General features: G+C 54.0%; 3 protein-coding genes. All 3 read right to left on the bottom strand.

Annotated elements, in window-relative coordinates; genetic code table 11:
* Nucleotides 1–246: 246 nt before the first annotated feature.
* The gene (locus tag C446_RS01460) at nt 247–1,263 is read right to left on the bottom strand and encodes a hypothetical protein (protein ID WP_006671272.1); all 1,017 of its coding nucleotides are present in this window, start codon (nt 1,261–1,263) and stop codon (nt 247–249) included.
* A complete protein-coding gene (locus tag C446_RS17725; RefSeq protein ID WP_006671271.1) occupies nt 1,260–1,466 on the bottom strand; it encodes a DUF4177 domain-containing protein in 207 nt (68 codons plus the stop codon). The genes C446_RS01460 and C446_RS17725 overlap by 4 nt, the downstream gene beginning before the upstream one ends.
* A 73-nt stretch (nt 1,467–1,539) precedes the next feature.
* Nucleotides 1,540–2,256, bottom strand: a complete 717-nt coding sequence (locus C446_RS01455) for a DUF2270 domain-containing protein (RefSeq protein ID WP_007258644.1) — start codon at nt 2,254–2,256, stop codon at nt 1,540–1,542.
* Nucleotides 2,257–2,288 lie beyond the last annotated feature (32 nt).

Raw genomic sequence — 2,288 nt, 5'->3', positions numbered from 1 at the left:
CGAACAGTGGGTCACACTAGCGGATATCTGGGATACGATCAGTTACAGGGGATAGAAGCCGTAATTATCTATCGAAAGCGAACAATTCATCGACATCACGATTCTGGTTCAATGGCTTTGTTGAAATACTCATTAGATGACAAGATTCGACTGCTGAATACACAGCGCGTATCGGTCACTGATATCTCAGCCGTTGGTGAGAAGACGAATTGGTAGAGACAGAGGAACAAGATACTGCGTCGGATCTTAGCGTTGTGATTCGCGGAGGATCAGCGGCTCGATGGCAAGTGTCCGTTTTGCTATGGTGACGATGCGAAGGACGTACGAGACGAACAGCATGAATGGAACGAGCGTCACCGCAAACGCACCGCCCACGACGAGGATGATGTGATCGAGACCGAGTGTGCTTCCTGGGAACGTCCCCGCATCGACGATTCCGACCATGATACCCGCAACGGTCAATGCCGGGACTGCAGCATAGAGAATCATCTGAGACAAGTCGATGAGTGCCCACTGGAAGTACAGCGTCTTGACGTGTTCGCGCGCCGGACCAAACAGAGACAGCGCTGTTTTGAGGTCGTCAAGTAAGCCGCGTTCTTCCTCATTGAGGCTCTCTTCGTATTCGTTCCCGAGACGTTCAACTTGGAATATTTTCCAACTGTAATTGAAATTTAGTGCAGCGAATAACACATCGAACGAGCCGAATTGCGCATCCTCAAGTTGGTCATGCACCGTGTCAGCGTTCCCAGTGACGCTTTCAGCGAATTCATCGACTTCTTCTCGAAGGTTCTCGTTATCATTCTTGTCAATGGACTCTCGAAGGGCCGTCGCCCGTTGTGCCGTGATCCCGATGATCTGCCGGAGGAATTCGGATGGATCGGCAGGACTCGGAGATCCGATTAATTCTTCAGTAAAGTCCCGGACATCCATCGAACTGGACATACGCTCGCGTTGATCGCCGAGCGGACCGTTCTCTTGGGAGAGGACGAGTTGACCGATCGTGACGACGAGTGTCGTCCCAGTCACGATGACCGTAATCATCGTTGAGAACATCGTGTTGATCATGTTACCGGACTCGATTTGCTGTGAAAACGGTGGATCAAGGACAGCAACGGCGATGACGAATGCGACGAACACGGCACTGGTCAGGATGCTGGAGACGAGAAGACGGTTCGCGCGCAGCAGCAACCAGAGTTTAATCCTACTCTCGCCTGAGCGCTCACGCATCGTATTGGCCGTACTGATATCGGTCTCGTCAGTCATACTGGCTCATCCGATTGGGCAGGTCGCTTGAAAACGAGGTACTTGGTGCCGCCTCCTTCGTAGTCGATTGTCTCCACAAACTCCCAGCCTTCTGCACCGAGTTGATTCAATTCTGCTTTCGGATCCTCTGCTTCTTTTTGGCTCTCATCGCGCGGTGGGCAAAGCGTCTCGTACTCCCAGCGGATCGCCTCTGATTCGGACATCACTACTAGTAGGTACTACAGCCCTCTATATCCCGCTCCACTACCGAGACTGTACGTTATACGGAGAACGAATTTATCGGTTCTCTTTCCAGTCGTCCGGGTCCCCTTCACGGAACTCACCCTTAGCATGGCGCTCGTGGGGCCAGAAGGTGACGCCCAGCAGTACGACGTAGAACACACCCACAACGGCAACCACAGCAATCCCGGGGATACGGGCGATTTCAGCGGTTGTCAGCCAGTCCTGGCGCGGTGCGAACGCTGTAATCCTGAAGACCCACGCGACCAAGAGGACACTGAGCAGAGCAAGGTACACACGCCGGAGCCGGTTTGCGAGTGCTTCGTATACCGAGACTTTCAGCGTCGGCCTGCGATAGTCCCTGCTCAGTTCCGCTCGCCAGTCGTGACTTTCAACGCCTTGGGACGGATCGAGGGCGTTTGCGAACAGGTTCTCTTGGATGATTCGAGCACGAGAGCGAAAGACGTCGTAGTCCCGGTACCGCCGTGCTTCGATGCCCAGAAAGATGGTGACGATAAGGATCCCGACCAGCAAGATATAGTGTGGGTTATCGGGACTCGAAAACGCCCACGTCAAGATTGCTGCCATCAGCGTCACCGCCCACGTCGTTGTCTCGTCAAGGCGCTCCCGCCACGTCCCCACTCGGTCTATCTCTCCGCGATAGACATGGGCCATCACCGAACCGAGTCCCGTACTGTCGTCAACCATTTCACGACCGATCTCCCGTTGATCTGGTGCTGTTGGGTCGAACTCGTCGCTATTCGAATCGGTCATAGAGGAGCATCTGTTCTAGTTTAGTGGCGGAG

Source organism: Halobiforma nitratireducens JCM 10879 (genome assembly GCF_000337895.1).
Taxonomy (GTDB): Archaea; Halobacteriota; Halobacteria; order Halobacteriales; family Natrialbaceae; genus Natronobacterium; species Natronobacterium nitratireducens.
The sequence above is the reverse complement of the archived record's forward strand: the minus strand, read 5'-3'. Positions and strand labels throughout refer to the sequence as shown.

Bases quoted from the DNA above. Each gene is read 5' to 3' on its own strand.
- C446_RS01460 (WP_006671272.1), bottom strand. From the start codon at position 1,263: ATGACTGACGAGACCGATATCAGTACGGCCAATACGATGCGTGAGCGC.
- C446_RS17725 (WP_006671271.1), bottom strand. From the start codon at position 1,466: ATGTCCGAATCAGAGGCGATCCGCTGGGAGTACGAGACGCTTTGCCCA.
- C446_RS01455 (WP_007258644.1), bottom strand. From the start codon at position 2,256: ATGACCGATTCGAATAGCGACGAGTTCGACCCAACAGCACCAGATCAA.